This window comes from Methylorubrum aminovorans (assembly GCF_022179725.1).
Classification (GTDB): domain Bacteria; phylum Pseudomonadota; class Alphaproteobacteria; order Rhizobiales; family Beijerinckiaceae; genus Methylobacterium; species Methylobacterium aminovorans.
The window spans coordinates 40,897-58,521 of sequence record NZ_BPRC01000019.1 but is presented as its reverse complement, the minus strand read 5'-3'; the positions used below and the strand labels follow the sequence as shown (position 1 = coordinate 58,521).

The window sequence follows — 17,625 nt, the reverse complement described above, 5'->3', positions numbered from 1 at the left end:
CTCCTTCGTGCCGGCTCATCAGCCGGCACTCATATTTCCACCAGTCGTCTGACCGCATCCTCGGCGAGCAGCCGCACGAGCCGCTGCTCCGCCACCGCATCCGCGGCGAGGACGACACCGCCGCAGACGGTGTCGCGGCCGGTGAAAGCGTAGCGCAGCACCGGCGCCGGCCTCAGCCCGCCCGTTCCCGTCGCGCAAAAGCCCTGCATCGCGCCAGGCCGGTCGTTCCGGCCGATGGCGGCCTCCATCCCCGCCGGCTGGCCCTTCAGCGGCACGGCGAAAATGTCGAGGCGCCGCTCCTCCCCTTGTGCCAGCGCTCGGCGAGGGCCCGCGAGGGCGACGAGCGTGTCGGGGGCAAGATGCAACCGGCCCTCGAACGAGAGGGGCCGGCCGGGCCGCGCGAAGCGGTCGATCACCGCCATCCCGCTCAGGTCGTCGAGCACGACGAAGAGACGGGCATGGGCGTAATCGGGCCCGTGCACCGTGGTGGCGAGCCGCAGGGCTTCTGCCCCGTCGAGCGCCAGAGGCTCCGTCAGAACGCCTGAACCGGCCACCGTCTCGCACCCATCCGGAACGGCGACGTTGTGGGCGCGGGCCGAGAGCAGGTGGTGGCGCGCCGGGCCGACCTCGACGCCCTCGGCGCCCCCGCCCTCCACGATCCAGCGCCGCGCCCCGGTGGCGAAGGTGAAGGAGGTGCAGTCGCGGTGCCCGTGCGGCGATTGCGCCGCGTAAGTGAGGGCGAAATGGCCCCAGCCGCGCTCCGGCCCGTCGTGGCGCAAGGCGAGCATACCGGCGGTGCGGCCCTGCGGAACCGGGGCCGCGTCGCGCTCCGCCACGAGATCGCGGTCCTGCGCTGTCAGCCGGGCGATCCAGGCGGCATGGTCGAGGCCGGCGGGTGCGTCGCCGAAGGGCGGCAGCCGCCTGCCCGGATCGAGCAGCCCGGCCAACCCAGGGAGCGCCGCCTCGACGCGGCGGCGGATCGTCGGGCCGGGCTCGGTCTCGCCCAGCGCCGCGGCGATCGCCTGCCCGTGGCTCAGAAGGTCGAGGCGCCGCACCGGTGAGGCTTCGGCGAAGGACCCGTCCTCGGGAAGGAGCGCATCGAAGCCGTGGGTGAGGCTGTCGCGGGCGAGCGTGTCCCAATGCGCGGCGAAGGCGAAACCGGGGAGCGCCCGGCCGAGCGCGAGAAGGGCAGCCGCCGCCTGAAGACCGTGCAGGGCACGGGCCAGGGTGTTCTGCCCAACGATCTCGGCCAGCGCGAAGCCATGCCGCGCGGCCTCCGCCGCAATCTCGGCGCGGGCGGGCTCGTCCCCCTTCGCGATCAGGCGCGCGAGCACGCCGCCGCGGGGCGCGAGCGCTGCCGGGTGCAGGCTCAACCCGTCCGCCGGCTGACCCCAGGGATTGGCGCGCGACCAAGCGGCGGCGAGACTGCGGGCGCGCAGCCCGCCTCCGGCAAGCGCGGCGAGCGGCAGCAGCCAAGCTAGAGATTGGTAAGCGAGGCGCCACGCCACCGAGCGGAACGGGTCCTCGCTCCAATCCGGGGCCGCGGGCAAAGTCCAGTCGGGCAGGCCGGCAAGGCTCAGGATCACCCCGTCGCCCTCAAGGCGTACGCTCCGGTCCGGTCCGTCGCGCAGCGCGCGGGCTCGGGCGAGGATCGGCGCAGCCTCGGCCCCGGACCCCGCCAGCCACGCGGCGGGCACCCCCTCGGGCAGGCCGAGCCGGTCGGCGAGGCGGGCGAGGAAGGCCGGCGCGTCGAGAAGGTCGTCGTCGCACAGGCTCTCGAGGCGAAACGCGTCCTCGAGCGCCAGTTCGAGCAGGCCGATCAACTCGACATCGGCCGCGTCCGGTGCGTCTTCCCAGACGCCGAAATCCAGCTCGACCGCGACGGCACCGGGCGGCGGGCGCAGGGCCAGGGTGAAGCGGCGGGCCTGCGGCTGGGCCGAGAGATTGATGACCGCACCGAGCCCCGGCACGGAGATCGCGTCGGCATAGGGCGGCGTGATCTCCGTGCCCGCCCGGTCCCGGTAGAGGAGCCGCACGCGGGCGGCATGCTCGTCGGCGCGTGCGGCGTAGATCTGCCCGCGCAGCACCAGGGCGATCTCCTCGGCCAGGGCGTAGGACAGCTTCATCCCGTCGCCGGCCAGCGGGCGCTGACGCGGTCCCGGCCCCTGATCGGGCGGACCGGGACGCAGCACCGGTTCGGCGAGGACGACGTCGCGGCTGTTCTTCCAGGAACGCAGGGTGACGCTGACGCCGCTCGCCTGATCGGGCACGCGGAAGGCGATGCGGAACGGTCTGGCCTCGACGAGCGCCGGTCCCGGGATCCAGGCGACCTGCGGGTCGAGCAGGCTGCGGGCGAGACCCGGAACGTGGTCGAGGTCGAGGCTGGAACCGTCCGCTGCCAGGAAATCGAAGCCGGCGGCGACGGCATCGACGGCAAAAGCCGCCGCCTCGCCGTTCTCGAAGGCGAGACCGAATTGCAGGCAGGCCCAGGTGCCGGGGGAGAGATCGGAAAAACTCAATCCCACCCGCGAGAAGCGGTTGTTGGGGGCGATCCGGTGGAGCCCGTCGCCTCCCCCCGGCCCGGCGCCCCCGGCATAGCGGGCGGGGGCCGACAGAAGCAGGGTCGCGCCCTCGGCGCCGTCATCCGCTTCGGAGGCCGCCGCACCGGCCCGCTCATCGATCTGGTCCATCACCCGCAGGCGCTACCGCGAGGGGCGTCCCTGTCAAGGCACGAGCCAGCCTCGTGCAAGATTGCCTACCTAAACCTCCCATCCGACGCAGGGTCCACCATCCGGGCACGCCCCGCGTCCCGTGTTTCTCCGGAAGCCCTTGGGATGGGGGCGTTGCCATGACAACCGGCGTCCACCTGTTCGACCTCGCCTCGCAGCATGCGCGCTACCTCGCGACGCGGCAGGCCACCATCGCCGGCAACGTCGCGAACGCGAACACTCCCGGCTACAAGGCGCGGGACGTGGTCCCCTTCGCCCAGGTTCTGGCGCGGACCGGCCTCGAAATGTCCGCCACGAGCGGCGCCCATCTCGAGGCGCAGGGCAACCGCATCCCCGTGCGCGAGGGCGCGTCCACGGGGAACTGGGAAGTGCTCGAATCGTCGAGCGCGGTCAGCCTGGAGCAGGAAATGCTCAAGGCCGGCACGGTCTCCCGCGAGCACAACCTCGACACGGCGGTGGTGAAGTCGTTCCACCGCATGCTGATGGCCGCGGTGCGGAGCGGATCATGATCGATCCCCTGCTCTCCGCCTCGCGGCTCGCCAGCGCCGGCCTCGAAGCGCAATCGCTGCGCATGCGGGTCGTCTCGGAGAACCTCGCCAACGCGCAATCGACCGGTTCGACGCCGGGCGCCGACCCCTACGCCCGCAAGACGGTGACCTTCCGGGCCGAACTCGACCGGGCGGCGGGGCTCGCCTCGGTGCGCCTGCGCGAGATCGGCACCGACACCGCCCCGTTCCGCACCGAGCACGACCCGGCCAACCCGGCGGCGGACGAGAGCGGCAAAGTCAAGCTGCCCAACGTGAACATGCTCGTCGAGATGGCGGACATGCGCGAGGCCAACCGCTCCTACGAGGCGAACCTCCAGGTCATCAAGCAGGCCCGGGCCATGGTCGCCAGCGTCATCGATCTCCTGAAGTCCTGAGACCGCCCGCGATGATCGAAGCTCTTTCCTCCCTCTCGGCCTTCGACAAGATCGCCGGCACCTCGTTCGCCGAGACGGCGCCGACCCAGAAGGCCGCGTTCAGCCCCGCCGCCGTTTCAGGCATCGCCGGGCCCGCCGCCACGGCGCCCACCGATTTCGGCGACGTGATGGCCCAGGTGGCGGCCAGCGCCCGCGACGCCATCCGCACCGGCGAGGCGACGGCGATCTCCGGCATCCAGGGCAAGGCGACCGCGCAGCAGGTGGTCGAGGCGGTGATGTCCGCCGAGCAGAGCCTCCAGACCGTGGTGGCGATCCGCGACAAGGTCGTCGCCGCCTACCTCGAACTCAGCCGCATGCCGATCTGATCGGTCACCTCAAGGAATCCTCGCCATGCGCGCGCTCGCCATCGCCGCCACGGGCATGTCCGCCCAGCAGCTCAACCTCGAAGTCATCGCCAACAACATCGCCAACCTGAACACCACCGGGTTCAAGGGCGCGCGGGCCGAGTTCACCGACCTGCTCTATCAGGCCGAGCGGCAGCAGGGCGTGCCGAACCAGGCGGGTCAGGAAGCGGTGCCGGAGGGCGCGATGCTCGGCCTCGGCGTGCGCGCCGCCGCGATCCGCAACCTGCACCGGCAGGGGTCGCTCGCCAATACCGGCAACCAGCTCGATCTGGCGGTGAACGGGCGCGGCTACTTCCAGATCACCAGCCCGGCCGGCGAGATCAACTATACCCGCGCCGGCTCGTTCAACAAGAACAATGCCGGCCAGCTCGTGACCATGGAAGGCTACGCCGTCGATCCGGCGATCCTGATTCCGGCCAACACTACTCAGGTGACGGTCAACGAATCGGGTCAGGTCTTCGCCAAGATCGACGGGCAGGTGGCGCCGCAGAATATCGGCCAGCTCACCCTCGTCAACTTCGCCAACGAATCCGGCCTCGAGCCGCTCGGCAACGGCCTCTATCGCGAGACCCCGGCCTCCGGCGCGCCGGTCGTCGGCAATCCCGGCGACGTCAGCTACGGCCGGCTGCAGCAGGGCTACCTCGAAGGCTCGAACGTCGATCCGGTCAAGGAGATCACCAGCCTGATCACGGCCCAGCGCGCGTTCGAGATGAACTCGAAGGTGATCCAGGCCGCCGACGAGATGGCCGGCACCGTCTCCAAGGGCATCCGCTAGCGCCCGCCGCATCCTCCGCGGCGTCCCTCCCCTTCCCCTCCTCCGGCGCGATCTCCCATGCCCCGCAAGACCTTCGTCCGCGGCCTCGTGCTCGCCGCCCTCGCTGCCGGCCCGGTCCTCGCCGCACCGGCGCGCGCCGCCGAGGGCATGGCAAGTGCCGAGCTCATGCTGCCGGTGCCCACGGTCACGATCTATCCCGGCGACACGATCAAGGAATCGATGCTGCGGATGCAGGCCTATCCCGCGACCTATCGGGCGCGCACGGCCGTCATCGACGCCTCCGCCGCGATCGCCGGCCGCACCGCCCGGCGGATGCTGCTGCCGGGCGAACCGGTGCCGGTCAACGCCGTGGACGACCCTCGCCTCGTCAGCCGGGGTGCCCCGACGCAGATGATCTTCGAGGAGAACGGCCTCGTCATCACCGCCATCGGCGCGCCGCTTCAGAACGGCGGGCTCGGCGAGACGATCCGCGTGCGAAACACCGACACCAACCGCATCATCCTCGGCACGGTGATGGCCGACGGCCGCATCCGGATCGGCGCGCAATGACCCCCCTCCGCCGTCTGTTTCTCGCGGTTCTGCTCGGCCTGCTCACCGGCCTGGGCTTCGCCGTCATGACCGGCCCGGTCTTCGCCGCCGGCACCCGCATCAAGGACATCGCCACGCTCAAGGGCGTGCGCGACAACCAGATCTTCGGCTACGGCCTCGTCACCGGCCTGCAGGGCACCGGCGACACCTTGCGCAACGCGCAGTTCACCGAGCAGTCGCTGCAATCGCTGCTGGACCGGCTCGGCATCAACGTGCGCGACGCGCGCCTGCGCACCCGCAACATCGCCGCCGTGATGGTGACCGCCGACCTGCCGCCCTATACCGGCACCGGCTCGCGCATCGACGTCACCGTGACCTCCATGGGCGATGCCACCTCGCTGCGCGGCGGCACGCTGCTGATGACGCCGCTCACCGGCGGCGACGGCCTCGTCTACGCCGCGGCGCAAGGGCCGCTTGCGGTTTCCGGCTTCTCGGTGCAGGGGCAGGCCGAACAGCTGACGCAGGGCGTGCCGACGGCCGGCCGCATCCCCAACGGCGCGTTGATCGAGCGCGAGGTGCCCGGCACCTTCCGCGATCTGCCCGAACTCGTGTTCGAGCTGAAGAACCCCGACTTCAAGACCGCGACCCAGATCTCGGACGCGATCAACGCGTGGTCGATGAGCGCCTTCGGCCGGCGCATCGCTAGTGCCCGCGACCAGCGCGCCGTCGTGGTGTTGCGCTCCCGCCAGATGGCCCAGACCCGGCTCGTGGCGCAGATCGGCGACCTGACGATCCAGCCCGACACCCCGGCCCGCGTCGTCGTCGACCAGCGCACCGGCACGGTGGTGATCGGGCGCAATGTGACGATCTCCACGGTCGCCGTGACGCACGGCAACCTCACCGTGCGCGTCACCGAAGCGCCGGAAGTGTCGCAGCCCGAGCCCTTCTCCAACGGCCAGACCGTCGTCGTGCCGCGCACCGAGGTGACGGCGCGGGAGGAGCGCGGCAAGCTCGCGATCCTCGGCGGCTCCGATCTGCAGACGCTGGTGCGCGGCCTCAATCAGGTCGGGCTGAAGCCCACCGACATCATCGCGATCCTGCAAGCGGTGAAGACCGCCGGCGCCCTCCAGGCGGAGCTCGTGGTGCAGTGATGAAGACGATGCTGCGCACCGGCCTGTGCTGGCTCGCCCTCTCCGGTACGGCGCTCGCCGCCGGCGGCGAGCAGACCGACCCGGCAAAAGAAGCGGCGTTGCGGGCGCTCGCCGCCCGCGACGCGCCGAAAGAGGTCTCGGCCCAGGACTTCGTCGCCAAGGAACCGGCCAAGTCCGGCTACTGCGCCAACATCGCCGACGCCGCGGCGGATGCCCGCTTCGCGTGGCAGAAGGAGCAGCTCGCGGCGATGGAGCGGCAGGTCGAGGAGCGCATCAAGCTACTCGAAGAGAAGCGGGCCGAGTACGAGGCTTGGCTCAAGCGCCGCAACGAGTTCCTCGCCAAGGCCGACGAGAGCGTGGTGGCGGTCTACGCCAAGATGCGCCCCGACGCGGCTGCACTCCAGCTCGCCAATATGCCCGACGAGGCGGCGGCCGCCCTGCTGACCAAGCTCAATGCCCGCACGGCCAGCGCCATCCTCTCCGAGATGGAAGCCGCGCGCGCCGCCAACCTCGCCCGTGCCATGTCGGAATCCGGCCGCAAGGACGCGACCGCGCCGGCCCCGAAGAAGAACCAGAGGTCGTGATGCGCTTTCCCGCCACCGCTGCGGCGGCCCTGCTCGCCCTCTCGCTCGGCGCCTGCCAGAGCGATCTCGACCGCATCGGCCGGCCGCCCGTGCTGACGCCGATCGGCACCGGCCTCAACGCGCCGCGTGAGCCGCTGCCGACCAGCTTCGGTGCGCTGGGCGCACGCCACAGCTACCATTCGACCTGGAGCCCGGCGAGCGCCGCGCTCTACCAGGATCCCCGCGCCCGCGACGTCGGTGACGTCATCACGGTCAGCATCGCCATCAACGACAAGGCGCAGTTCGACAACGCGACCGAGCGTGAGCGCAGCCAGAAGAGCTTCCTCGGCTTCGATTTCGGCTACGGCGTCTCGGCGCTGAAGGATTCGGCCACCGCCGATACCGGCATCCGCTCCGGCACCGAGACCAAGGGCCAGGGCTCGATCGACCGCAAAGAGTCGCTCAGCCTCTCGGTGGCGGCGGTCGTCACGGAAGTACTGCCCAACGGCAACGTGGTGATCTCGGGGTCGCAGGAAGTGCGGGTCAACAACGAGGTGCGCGTGCTCAACGTCGCCGGCATCGTCCGCCCGCGGGACATCTCGCGCAAGAACACCATCGACTATGACAAGATCGCCGAGGCCCGCATCTCCTACGGCGGGCGCGGACGACTCACCGACGTGCAGAACCCGACGCTGGGCCAGCAGGTCTTCGAGACCGTGGCGCCGTTCTGACGGGGGCGAGCATGGCCGACAAGGACACCAAGAAGACCGGCAAGGGCTGGATCGGGGCGCTCGCGCTCGTCACCCTCGTCGCCGTCGGCACCGGGGGCGGTCTCGGGGTCTACCTCCTCGGCAGCGTCGAGAAGTCGGTCGACCTCAAGAAGCGCGAGGAGGCTGACAAGGCGGTGAAGGTGCTGAACTATACCGGCGACCTCTCCCTGCGCAGCGTCGGCTCGGTGGTCGCCAACCTCGCCGAGCCGACCGATTCCTGGGTGCGGATCGAATCCTCGGTCGTCTTCAAGACCGGGACGCTCCCGAACCCCGACGTGACGCTGGCCGAGATCCGCGCCGACGCGCTGGCCTATCTGCGCACGATGTCGATGGCGCAGATCGAGGGCGCCAACGGCCTCCAGCACCTGCGCGAGGATCTCAACGAGCGCGTCGCGATCCGCACCAAGGGGGTGGTGCGCGAACTCATCGTCGAATCGCTGGTGGTGCAATGAGTGGGCGGGTGGTTCGGCGCCTGACGCTGGCTGCGGCCGTCCTGGGCCTGTCCGCCACCGCCGCCCTGGCGCAGGGCGCTGCGCCCGGCGGCGTCACCGGTGTGCCCGGCCTCGATGCCCTGCTGCCGCCGGGCAACGGCGCCGCATCCGGGCGCATCATCCAGCTTGTCGCGCTCCTCACCGTCTTGTCGCTGGCGCCGGGCCTGCTGGTGATGGTGACGAGCTTCACGCGGTTTGCCGTCGCCTTCTCGTTCCTGCGCTCTGGGCTCGGACTGCAGAGCACGCCGGCCAACTTGTTCCTCGTCTCGCTCGCCCTGTTCATGACCTTCTACGTTATGGCGCCGACCTTCGACCGCGCCTGGAACGAAGGCGTGAAGCCGCTGCAAGAAAACCGCATCGGCGAGGAGGAGGCCTTCACCAAGATCGTCGAGCCCTTCCGCGAGTTCATGACCCAGCACGTGCGCCCGAAGGATCTTCAGACGTTCACGGACCTGGCGAGCCGAAACTTCCCGAAGGCCGAAGCCGGCGAGAAAATCGACCTGCGCATCCTGATCCCGGCCTTCATGATCTCGGAGCTGCGCCGGGGCTTCGAGATCGGATTTCTGATCGTGCTGCCCTTCCTCGTCATCGACATCATCGTCTCCACCATCGTGATGTCGATGGGCATGATGATGCTGCCGCCGACCGTAATCTCGCTGCCGTTCAAGGTGCTGTTCTTCATCCTGATCGACGGCTGGAACCTGCTGGTGAGTGGTCTGGTGCGGTCGTTCTTCTGAATCATGTCCCGGATGCGCCTCCCGGCCGGTCAGCTCGCATAGGACCAGAGATCGCGTCCGAACACCCGGATCAGATCGGCGTGCAGCGTCCTCAGACGCGCAAGGGCCGCTCCGGCCTGAGCGGCGGCCGCCCTCGCCTCGACGCGGAGCACGACGTCCGGCCCCTCGTCCGGATCGCCCTCGGCGATGAACAGCATTCCGTCCCGGGCAACGATGCGCATGAACCAGCCCTGGTCGATCTCGTCCCAGACCGCGCCGTTGGCGCCTGTGCCGGCGAGGGCCGTCAGAACGGCACTCGTCAGCGGCACGTCATCGGTCCATGGGAAGGTCACGACCGGCCGGTCGGCCTCCAGCAGCAAGGGCGTCACCGAGAAGTACGGGAACGGATGCGCCAGGGCGGCGGGCTTATCGTGCTGCCGGGCTTCGGCGATCAGCCTCTCGTAATGGGCAGCCAGGGCCGCCTCGCGGCCCGGCAGATCGATCGCCGCAACGAGATTGGCGACGCGGCACGGCAGGTCTGTCGGATCGAGGGGCACGCGCAGCCGCTCCCAATCGTCCGGGCCGATGCCGTGGTCGGGGCCGACATAGAGGCTGTCGGCGATGCGGAAGGCGGCATCGCACAAGAACGGACCGAGCGGCCGGGCCCGGGCCATCCAGCTTTCGTCCGGAAGCTCGAAGAACATGGCACCGCATTTTGAAGACCGGTCGAGTCCGCGTCGAGTCGCAACCTCCGCGCAAGGCTGAGCCCTCATTCAGGCTGGCGACGCATGTCAGGTCGCCAACGGGATCGGTCCGGGGATGTTCGGTCGCGAGCAAGCCGAGAGATTGTGGAACAACATCGTCGATCTCGGCGCGAGGCGGTTGATCGCCCTCGGGCTGGTCGGCCTTCTGGTGTTTCTCGGCGTCGGCATCGGCGCCTATTATCTCAGCCGTCCGGCGCAGGAGACGCTCTATACGGGGCTCTCGCGCGAGGACGTCTCGCGCATCGGCGGCGTGCTCAAGGACAACGGCATCCCGTTCGATGTCTCGTCCGACGGCAGCGCGGTGCTGGTCTCCTTCGGCCACACGGCGCAGGCGCGGATGCTGCTGGCCGAGAAGGGCCTGCCGCAAAGCTCCAAGTCCGGTTACGAGCTGTTCAACGATCTCGGTTCGCTCGGCATGACCTCCTTCATGCAGGAGGTGACCCGCGTGCGGGCGCTGGAGGGCGAGATCGCTCGCACGATCCAGGGCATGAAGGGCGTGCGCGCCGCCCGCGTCCACCTTGTGCTGCCCGACCGCGGCTCGTTCCGCCGCGACCAGCAGCCGGCCTCGGCGTCCGTGGTGGTGCGCACCGAGCCCGCCGACGACGTCTCCGGCGCGCAGGCGATCCGCCAGCTCGTCGCCTCGGCGATCCCCGGCATGAAGCCGGACCGCGTCACCGTGATCGGCTCCGAGGGCACGGTGCTGCTCGCCGGCGATGATGCCGGCACGGCCCCCACCGGCAAGATGGCGACGTTGGAAAAGTCGGTGAGCCGCGAGATGCAGGACAACATCCGCCGCACGCTCGCGCCCTATCTCGGCGTCGGGAATTTCGAGGTCAGCGTCGCGACGCAGCTCAACACCGACAAGACGTCGACCAACGAGACGATCTTCAACCCCGACCAGCGCGTCGAGCGCTCGGTGCGCTCGGTGCGCGAGAGCGAGAACGCGCAGAACCGCAACAGCCAGCGCCCGACCAGCGCCCAGGAGAACCTGCCCGACCAGCGCACCCGCTCGGACGGCAACGATCAGTCGAGCAACGAGAGCTCGAAGAAGGAAGATCTCACCAATTACGAGATCTCCCAGAAGACCGTGCAGACGGTGAGCGACGGCTACGCCATCCGCCGTCTCTCGGTGGCGGTGCTGGTCAACCGCTCGCGCCTGACGGCGCTTGCCGGCCCCGACGACAAGGCCGCGCTCGAAAAGCAGATCGCTGAGATCGAGGAGCTGGTCGGCTCGGCCGCCGGCTTCAGCAAGGAGCGCGGCGACACGATCAAGGTCGCGGCAGTGGGCTTCGTCAACGACGGCCAGCCGCTGGAGCCGGTGCCGCCGCTCTCGCTCACCGACGTGATGATGAAGCAGTCCGGCACGCTCATCAACGCGGCGACCATCCTCGTCGTGGCCGGCCTTCTGATCTGGTTCGGCCTGCGCCCGGCGCTCCGCGCCATCCTGGCGACGCCGGAGACGGCCGCGATCGAGGCGTCGGCGCTCGCCGGCCCCGAGGGCGCACCGGCGCTCGCCGGAGGCATCGCCGCCGATGGCACGATGGCGCTCGCTGCGCCGGGTGCCGCGCTGCCCGGCACAGGCGGCCCGGCCGAGGCGGCCAAGCTCCCCGCACCCGGCGTCGCCGGCCTGCTGGAGGAACTGGAGGACAAGATGGCCCGCTCGCCGCAGAAGCGGCTGGAGCAGCTCATCGACATCGACGAGGAGCAGGTCGCGGCCGTGCTCAAGCGCTGGCTCATGCGTGAGGAGCCGGCGTGATGGACGCGGTGATCGCACGCTACCTGCCGGATTTTTCCGCGCCCCCGCCGCCCCCCGCGACGGCCGCCGACGAGCCGGATTTTTCCGGCCTGTGGTTCCGCGCCCCCGCTCCGGAACCGATCCCGGCGCCAGCCGCGCCGCCCCCGGCCAAGCCGGAGCCGGTCTCCAAGGTCGAGCCCGTCACCGGGTCCGACGTTGAGCCCGAGATCGAACCGATCCTGCCCCGCGCCGCCGCCGCGGCGCGACCGGTGGGGGACCGCGAGGCGCTGATCGCGAGCGCCGAGGCGCGCGGACGCGAGCAGGGTCGCGCCGAGGCGCTGGAACAGGCGTCGGCCCAGGCCGCGCTCGAGCGCGCGGCGCAGCAGGCCTTGTTCGAGGAAGGGTTGGCGCAGGCCCGCCGCGACTGGAGCGAGGCACAGGGCGAGGCCCTGGCCGCCGCCTTCGCCACGGCGATGCAGGCGCTCGACGCGGCCCTGTCGGAGCGCGTTGCACGGCTGATCGCGCCGGTCCTGGGTCAGGCCCTGCAACGGCAGACGCTCGAGGAACTCGCAGTCGCCCTCCGGCGCATCCTCGCCGAGCCGCAGCGGCCGGCCGTGCGGGTGCGCGGACCCGAAGACCTGATCGCGGTTCTGTCCGCACGGCTTGGCAGCCACGCCGCCGGCATCGCCTTCGAGGCGGATGCGGGGCCGGAGGTGAGCGTGAGCGCAGGTGAGACCGTGATCGAGACCGAACTGGCGGCCTGGAGCCGCCTGATCGCTGCCGCCGTCGCCGAGGCGTGAGATGTCCGAGCACGCCCAAGAAATCATCATCATCAAGCGCCACGGCGACCACGAGGAAGGCCATCACGGCGGTGCCTGGAAGATCGCGCTCGCCGACTTCATGACGGCGATGATGGCGCTGTTCCTGGTGATGTGGCTGATCAACTCCACCAGCAAAGAGCAGAAGCAGACCATCGCCGAGTACTTCAACCCGGTGAAGCTCGCCGAGGTCACCCACGACCGCAAGGGCGTGAACGACCCGCAGGACGCTCCCAACGATCCCGCCCCGTCCGGCAAAGGCAAGGGCGACGGGGGCAGCGCCGATGGGAAGGGTGTCGAGGGGAAGGGCGACGCGGCCGGTGCGCCGGGCAGCCGCGCCCGCGAATCCGCCCTGTTCCAAGACCCCTACGCCGTCCTCGCCAAGCTCGCCGGCGAGGCCGACGCCGGGCCGGAAGCCGCGAGCGCGGATGCCTCGGCCCTCGAAGCCGGACAGCCGGGCGTGGCCGGCGGCGAGACCGGACGCGACCCGTTCGACCCGCTCTACTGGCAGGTGGCAAACCTGCCGCGCCAACGCACGGACAACCCCGGCGCCCTCGATTCTGCCGCCGCTGCGCCGGTCGAGGCACGCCTCGATGCGCGAGCGCAGAGCTTTGCGCCGGTCAAGGCGAAGGAGCCGCCGAAGGACAGCACCAAGGACATCGCCCGGCAGAGCTTGCAGGAGGCCATGCGGAAAGCCGGCGTCAAGCTCGCCTCCGCCGAGCCGGTGCCGCTGGACGCCGCCAAACCGATCGAGCCCGCCAAGCCTGCAGCGGAGGCAGGGCCGGAGGCGCCCGCGCCCGAGGCCAAGGTGCCTGAGGTCAAGGCGCCGGACGCAAAGCCGACCCAGCCAGAGCCGCAGCGTGTCGCCAAGGCCGAGGCCCCCGCTGTAAAAGAGCCGCCGCCGGGCGCCGATCAGGCCGCGAAGGCGGCGGAGACCGCCGCCCTCTCCGCTCTGAAGGCCGAGATCGCGCGGGCCGTGCCGTCTCTGCCCAACAGCGCACCCGCCCCGCATGTGGAAGTCCGTCGCACCGGCGAGGGCGTGCTCATCAGCATCACCGACGAGATCAATTTCAGCATGTTCGGGATCGGCTCGGCCGAGCCGACGCCGAAGGTGGTCAAGGCGCTGGAGCGCATCGCCAAGATCCTCAACAGCCGTCCCGGCCGCATCGTCGTGCGCGGCCATACCGACGGCCGCCCGTTCCGCTCCGAGACCTACGACAACTGGCGCTTGTCCTCGGCGCGGGCGCAGATGGCCTCCTACATGCTCGTGCGCGGCGGCCTCGACGAGGCGCGCATCGAGCGCATCGAGGGCCATGCCGACCGCCAGCCGCGCATCGCCGCCGACTCCAAAGCCGCCGAGAACCGCCGCATCGAGATCCTGCTGCGGGGCCTGCCGGAATGATCTCGTTTTCCTGGGAGTCTCCGGCCCGGTTCAGCCGCGCCGCCCTTCTCGCGCCTGCGGCGGGGCCGGAGAAGGCACCCCGGCCCCGCGTCCTCGCGGCTTCCGCACTCATCCTCTGCCTCGCCATCGCCCCGGCCAACGCCGCCGATCACGGCGACGGCCACGCGCCGGCGGAAAACCATGCCGCCGGCGATCACGGCGGGCATGGTGCCCCGGCGAAACCGATCGAACCGCTCTCGGTGAAGGCGCACGGCCTGCCGGTCGAGCTGACGCGCACGCTCCAACTCCTGCAGGACCGCATCGCCCGCGGCTCGACCCAGGCGCATCTCGCCCAGCGCCAGCTCCTCGGCCATATCGAGCAGCGGCTGATCGCCCTCGATCCCGAGACGTGGACGGACGCGGAGAACGTGCGCGCGGCCGTCACCTTCGCGCTGGCGGGCGGCGGGCCGACCGCCCTGCGGGCGCTGCTCAGAACCGGCAAGGCGCCGGAGGCGGAGCAGTCCCTGGCGCTCGGGGCGCTCGCCTATCTGGAAGGCCGGGAAAAGGAAGCGCGGGCCAAGCTCGCGGGCATCGATCCGCGCACGATGCCGGCCGGCCTCGCGGGCCAGCTCGCGCTGACGCAATCGGCGCTGATGGTGCGTGAGGCGCCGGCCAAGTCGCTCGAACTTCTCGACCTCGCGCGGCTGCTGGCCCCCGGCACGCTGGTGGAAGAGGGCGCCCTGCGCCGCCAGATCTTCGTGGTCGCGCAGGGCGGCGATGCGCGGCGCTTCGAGGCGCTGGCGATCCAGTACCTGCGCCGGTTCCGCCGCTCGGTCTATGCCGGCAACTTCCGCCAGCGCTTCGCCGGAGCGCTCACCCGGCTCGACTTCGACAGCGACCGCACCCGCATCGCCAGCCTGGAGCGGATGCTCGACGAGATCGAGCCGGAGAGCCGGCGCGACCTCTACCTGCTCGTGGCGCGGGCTGGGCTGGAGCAGGGCCGCCGAGAGACCGCCCTGTTCGCCTCCGAGCGGGCGATGGGTCTCGCCGCGCCGGATTCGCGGCCGGCGGCGCAGGCACGGCTCTACCGCGGCGCGGCGCTGATCGTGGCGGACGGGCGCTTCGAGGAGGGCTACGAGGCCCTGCGCAGCCTCGATCGCGCCGATCTCGCGGCCTCCGACGCCGAACTGCTCGATTCCGCTCTCTCGGCCGCCCGGCAGATCCGTACGCCCGCCCCGTCCGCCGAGGCCGCACCGGCCCCGACGCCTTCGGCGAGCCGGCCGATGCCCGAATCCGCCTCGCTCCTGCGGGCGCAGGAGGCCCTGGCCCGGGCCGAGCGCGCCATGGACGGTGCCACCGGCACGCCCTGAGACCCTCCCGCCCTCCAACCACCGGACGATCGACCCGTGATGCGGTCCCTCGACACCCTTTCCCCGATGCGGCCGAAGGCCGAGGCCGGCCGCGCGCCTACGGGCGAGGATCCGCGCGCGGGCGGCACCCCCGATTTCGAGGCGATGCTCGGGGCGTTCGAGAGCGGGACCGCGCCGTCCGGAGAGGCTCCCGCGGAAGCCACCGAGGACCGGACGGACGGCCCGCCCGCGCTGCCCGCCGACCCGCCCGTTGCGACCGCGCCCGGTTCGGCCCTGCAAGCCTTGATGGCGCTCACCGGTCCCGTCGCCGGGCCGGTTCCGGCCGCCAACCCGGAGGCCGGCCTTGAAGTGATGGTGCAGCGTGCCGCGGCGCGGGCCGGCTCCGGGCCGAGCCCACTCCCCACGGCGCCGGCCCTGTCGATCTCCCAGGTCGGATTAGAGACGCATTTCGCGCCCGTTCGGCCCGGTCTGGTCGCGCCGGCCACGGGGTCCGGGCCGGTTGCGAACGGAACCATCGCGTCGCCGGTCCTCCCGGAGACCGGCGGTGTCGACGCCGACGTTTCGCCCTCGATCGTGCGGGACGACGCGCCCCGGCTTTCGTCCCCTTCGATCGCTTCGGCCCCGGCGGCGACGGTGTCCGCGCCGCCGGTCGCCGGACCGGATCGATCATCGCTCGCGGCGCCGCGCGGCGCTGTCCATGATCTCGCCGCCGGAAGCGATGACGCGGTCCCTGCTCAGGGCAGCCCCGCACCGTCCAGGCAAGCGGCCGTCGAGCAGCCGTCCGCCTCGACCGTCATCCCGGCCGCGACGCGGTCAGCGCCCGCCATCACAGCACCGCCCGAAGTACCGGCGACGGCCGCCGCTGCAGCGACACAGCAGCCGACGTCACTCGATGGGGGCCAGGACCGGGCCGCGGGCGCGGCTGCGGTGTCGGCGGCGTCTGCGCACCGATCCGCCGGCACGGCGCGTCCGCCCGCCGCCGCACCCGATGCCCTCGGGAACCCTGCGGGCCGCGGACGCACCGTGTCCCGCGGCGACCGGCCAGAACCAGCCGGTGCCGCGGCGTCGGCGGCGCCCGCCGAGGGCCTCAGCCGTGGCGACCTCCCCGAATCGGCCGCCGTGGCCCAGGCCGATCCGACGCTACAAGTCCACCGCGATCCGGAGCCGGTGCGGCAGCAGCCGGACGGCCTCGCTCGTCCTGAAACGCCCGCGGAACGTGCCGCCGCGTCGGTGACGCGCGCAAAGACGGAGGCGGAGGCCGGCACGGACGCCGCGGGTGGCGCTTCTTCGATCGAGGCGCCGCATCCGGAGATGCCGGCCGAGCCGGTCCTGCAAGCGGGCGCGCCGGCTCCGGTGCCGGCCTCGCCGCTGCGCCAGATCGTCGATGCGGTCACCGCCCAATTGCCCGCGGCGGCCTCCGCTGCCCAAAGCCGCCCGTCGACGGCCCCGACCGAGACCGGTCCGCTGAAGATCCTGACGCTCCAACTCCATCCGGCCGATCTGGGCACGGTGCTGGTGCGGATGCGCCTGCAGGACGGGCGGCTGGAGATGAGCCTGCGCACGAGCCGCGAGGAGACCGCCGAGCGCCTGCGCAAGGAGGGTGACCTGCTCTCCGGTCTGCTGCGGGAGGCCGGCTACGAGGCCGATACCGTGACGATCCAGGCAGGCGACGCCGGGCCCGGTGAATCCGGATCGCGCGGCCAGGGCTTCGCCACGTTCGCCGGATCGCAGGGCGGGCAGCCTGACAGACAGCCGGGCGCGGCGACGCCCGATCAATCGGGCCGGCGCCCGTCCCCGCGCGCGGACGAGGCCGCCATGCCCACCGAGGAGCAGAACCATGAGACGGATTCTCGCGGGCGCGATCACGGCAGCCTGTATCTCTAGCGCTGCCGGTCCGAATGCGGCGGCCGCGCATGCCACCGCCGCCGAGGGCGCTGCGGAGGCCGCCTCCGCGCAGACGGGCGCGATGAGCGGCGACGCGAGGGGCCGCTCCAAACGTCCCCCGATGGCCGGCGCCTCCCGTGTCTGCGAACGCCAGATGGCGCAGGCGGCCGCGAAACACGGCGTTCCACTCGGCATGCTGTACGCGGTCGGGCTGACGGAGAGCGGCAATCGCGGCTCGCTCCAACCCTACGCCATGAACATCGGGGGCAAGGCGTATTTCGGCGCCACCGCGGCGGACGTGGTGCAGCGCCTGACCCAGGCGCAGCAGGAGGGCGTGCGCCTGGTCGATCTCGGCTGCATGCAGATCAACCATCACTATCATCGGGCGAAGTTCGCCTCGCTGGAGGCGATGATCGACCCCGCCCAGAACGTCGAGTACGCGACGCGCTTCCTGAAGGAACTGAAGGAGCGTGAGGGAAGCTGGACGCTGGCGGTCGCCCGCTATCATGCCGGGCCGAACAACAACCCGGCGCAGAAGGCCTATGTCTGCCGGGTCATCACCAACATGGTCGCCTCCGGCTTCGGCAACTGGACGCCGGGCGCCAAGGCATTCTGCCAGTAGGC

18 protein-coding genes are annotated in these 17,625 nt (G+C 71.3%); 16 read left to right on the top strand and 2 right to left on the bottom strand.

Annotated elements, in window-relative coordinates; translation table 11 throughout:
* Positions 1-29: 29 nt before the first annotated feature.
* Positions 30-2,690, bottom strand: a complete 2,661-nt coding sequence (locus tag MFF24_RS20765; protein WP_238227051.1) for a heparinase II/III domain-containing protein — start codon at positions 2,688-2,690, stop codon at positions 30-32.
* Positions 2,691-2,848: 158 nt separating this feature from the next.
* Here MFF24_RS20765 and flgB point away from each other — a divergent pair, with 158 nt between their 5' ends.
* Genes flgB through fliP form a run of 10 tightly spaced genes read left to right on the top strand, consistent with a single transcriptional unit; the run spans position 2,849 to position 9,070 of the window.
* Complete coding sequence (gene flgB, locus MFF24_RS20760; RefSeq protein ID WP_238227049.1) at positions 2,849-3,238, top strand: flagellar basal body rod protein FlgB; 390 nt, start codon at positions 2,849-2,851, stop codon at positions 3,236-3,238.
* On the top strand, positions 3,235-3,651 hold the full coding sequence (flgC, locus tag MFF24_RS20755) for a flagellar basal body rod protein FlgC (RefSeq protein ID WP_238227032.1): 417 nt from the start codon (positions 3,235-3,237) through the stop codon (positions 3,649-3,651). The genes flgB and flgC overlap by 4 nt, the downstream gene beginning before the upstream one ends.
* An 11-nt stretch (positions 3,652-3,662) precedes the next feature.
* On the top strand, positions 3,663-4,016 hold the full coding sequence (gene fliE / locus MFF24_RS20750; protein ID WP_108938667.1) for a flagellar hook-basal body complex protein FliE: 354 nt from the start codon (positions 3,663-3,665) through the stop codon (positions 4,014-4,016).
* Positions 4,017-4,041: 25 nt separating this feature from the next.
* Positions 4,042-4,830 (top strand): flagellar basal-body rod protein FlgG, encoded by a 789-nt coding sequence (gene flgG / locus MFF24_RS20745; RefSeq protein ID WP_238227022.1) that lies wholly within the window; start codon positions 4,042-4,044, stop codon positions 4,828-4,830.
* A gap of 57 nt (positions 4,831-4,887) precedes the next feature.
* On the top strand, positions 4,888-5,379 hold the full coding sequence (flgA, locus tag MFF24_RS20740; protein WP_238227020.1) for a flagellar basal body P-ring formation chaperone FlgA: 492 nt from the start codon (positions 4,888-4,890) through the stop codon (positions 5,377-5,379).
* Positions 5,376-6,509, top strand: coding sequence for a flagellar basal body P-ring protein FlgI (gene flgI, locus MFF24_RS20735; RefSeq protein ID WP_108938670.1), 1,134 nt, complete (start codon positions 5,376-5,378; stop codon positions 6,507-6,509). The genes flgA and flgI overlap by 4 nt, the downstream gene beginning before the upstream one ends.
* Positions 6,509-7,093 carry a MotE family protein gene (locus MFF24_RS20730; RefSeq protein ID WP_238227010.1) on the top strand — a complete coding sequence of 195 codons (585 nt, stop codon included), beginning with the start codon at positions 6,509-6,511 and terminating at the stop codon, positions 7,091-7,093. The genes flgI and MFF24_RS20730 overlap by 1 nt, the downstream gene beginning before the upstream one ends.
* Positions 7,093-7,803, top strand: a complete 711-nt coding sequence (gene flgH, locus MFF24_RS20725; protein ID WP_108938672.1) for a flagellar basal body L-ring protein FlgH — start codon at positions 7,093-7,095, stop codon at positions 7,801-7,803. The genes MFF24_RS20730 and flgH overlap by 1 nt, the downstream gene beginning before the upstream one ends.
* A gap of 11 nt (positions 7,804-7,814) precedes the next feature.
* Complete coding sequence (locus MFF24_RS20720) at positions 7,815-8,294, top strand: flagellar basal body-associated FliL family protein (RefSeq protein ID WP_133090511.1); 480 nt, start codon at positions 7,815-7,817, stop codon at positions 8,292-8,294.
* Positions 8,295-8,302: 8 nt separating this feature from the next.
* A complete protein-coding gene (fliP, locus tag MFF24_RS20715; RefSeq protein WP_373322728.1) occupies positions 8,303-9,070 on the top strand; it encodes a flagellar type III secretion system pore protein FliP in 768 nt (255 codons plus the stop codon).
* Positions 9,071-9,099: 29 nt separating this feature from the next.
* On the opposite strand, the gene MFF24_RS20710 is transcribed toward fliP, so the two are convergent.
* On the bottom strand, positions 9,100-9,723 hold the full coding sequence (locus tag MFF24_RS20710) for a hypothetical protein (protein WP_238226998.1): 624 nt from the start codon (positions 9,721-9,723) through the stop codon (positions 9,100-9,102).
* A gap of 145 nt (positions 9,724-9,868) precedes the next feature.
* On the opposite strand from MFF24_RS20710, the gene fliF reads away from it, so the two are divergent.
* From fliF to MFF24_RS20680, 6 genes are all read left to right on the top strand, one after another.
* Positions 9,869-11,569, top strand: coding sequence for a flagellar basal-body MS-ring/collar protein FliF (fliF, locus tag MFF24_RS20705; RefSeq protein ID WP_238226996.1), 1,701 nt, complete (start codon positions 9,869-9,871; stop codon positions 11,567-11,569).
* Positions 11,569-12,348 carry a hypothetical protein gene (locus MFF24_RS20700; protein ID WP_238226994.1) on the top strand — a complete coding sequence of 260 codons (780 nt, stop codon included), beginning with the start codon at positions 11,569-11,571 and terminating at the stop codon, positions 12,346-12,348. Before fliF ends, MFF24_RS20700 begins: the two co-directional genes overlap by 1 nt.
* A 1-nt stretch (position 12,349) precedes the next feature.
* A complete protein-coding gene (locus MFF24_RS20695; protein ID WP_238226992.1) occupies positions 12,350-13,768 on the top strand; it encodes a MotB family protein in 1,419 nt (472 codons plus the stop codon).
* Positions 13,765-15,117, top strand: coding sequence for a chemotaxis protein (locus MFF24_RS20690; protein ID WP_238226991.1), 1,353 nt, complete (start codon positions 13,765-13,767; stop codon positions 15,115-15,117). Before MFF24_RS20695 ends, MFF24_RS20690 begins: the two co-directional genes overlap by 4 nt.
* A 39-nt stretch (positions 15,118-15,156) precedes the next feature.
* Positions 15,157-17,001 (top strand): flagellar hook-length control protein FliK, encoded by a 1,845-nt coding sequence (gene fliK, locus MFF24_RS20685; protein WP_238226989.1) that lies wholly within the window; start codon positions 15,157-15,159, stop codon positions 16,999-17,001.
* An 82-nt stretch (positions 17,002-17,083) separates the two neighbouring features.
* Complete coding sequence (locus tag MFF24_RS20680) at positions 17,084-17,623, top strand: transglycosylase SLT domain-containing protein (RefSeq protein WP_238227133.1); 540 nt, start codon at positions 17,084-17,086, stop codon at positions 17,621-17,623.
* The last annotated feature ends 2 nt before the right edge of the window (positions 17,624-17,625 follow it).